2 protein-coding genes are annotated in these 956 nt (G+C 45.9%); both read right to left on the minus strand.

All coding sequences use genetic code 11. From position 1 onward, the window contains the following. On the minus strand, window positions 1-247 hold a 247-nt coding region (locus A3756_RS25340), incomplete at its 3' end, for a hypothetical protein (protein ID WP_156490767.1). 191 nt (window positions 248-438) lie between these two features. Next, window positions 439-956 (minus strand): FKBP-type peptidyl-prolyl cis-trans isomerase (locus tag A3756_RS25345; RefSeq protein ID WP_068555000.1); only part of this gene is annotated, 518 nt, incomplete at its 5' end.

Consider the following 956-nt stretch of genomic DNA (forward strand, 5'->3'; position numbering starts at 1 on the left):
TTTTCGCTGCATGAGTCACGGCCGCACTGGTCTTTTCAAAACTGACGGAACTATTGACTGACAAACGTTTCATATCAAGCTGCTGCCCCATAGAATCAGGCAAAGAAGCAATCAACTCACTCAAGCCAGAGTCATGAAGAAACTGCTTCGCTTCCTCGATACTCAAACCTTTAGCCATCAGGGGTGCGGCGTGAGAAACAAATACAAGTAATAGGAAGGCTAAAGCCCTGTTTACCAATGCGTTCATGGAAAATTCCTTTGGAAAGCGCTGACCATTTGAAATCAGTAAATAATTTTCTGCCAAGAGCAGTTAATGCAAGAATATCATAGCCCCAGAGAAAGGGAGCAGGATTAACAAAGGGTAAGGCTTTGAGGGGGGGAGAGTATAAAGATATTGAACCTCATGCGTAGCGAGACGCATGAGGGAAAGCTATTTATCTAGCCAACAATTTCTAGCAACTCGATATCGAATACCAAAGCTTGGTATGGGCCGATATCGGCGCCAGCACCTGCTTCGCCATAAGCAAGGTGATATGGAATGTATAGCTTCCACTTAGAACCCACTTTCATTTGCTGAAGTGCTTCAGTCCAACCAGCAATCACGCCACCAACAGGAAATTGAGCTGGTTCGCCACGGTCATATGAGCTATCAAACTGCTTACCGTCGATCAAGGTACCACGATAGTGAGTGCTTACAACACTTTCAGCTGTTGGTATATCACCTTCACCGGCAGTGATTACTTCGTACTGAAGACCGGACTCTAGAACCGTCACTTCATCACGCTTAGCATTCTCTGCCAAGAAAGCTTCACCTTCACCCGCAAACTTCTTAGCTTGCTCTTGCTTCTCTGCTTCAACCTGAGTCTGAATCACTTGAAACGCCGCATTAATTTCTTCGCCAGGAATCTGTGGCCCCTTGCCAGAAAATGCGTCATTGATGCCAGCAATAGCAGCTT

It is taken from the genome of Oleiphilus sp. HI0086 (assembly GCF_001635225.1).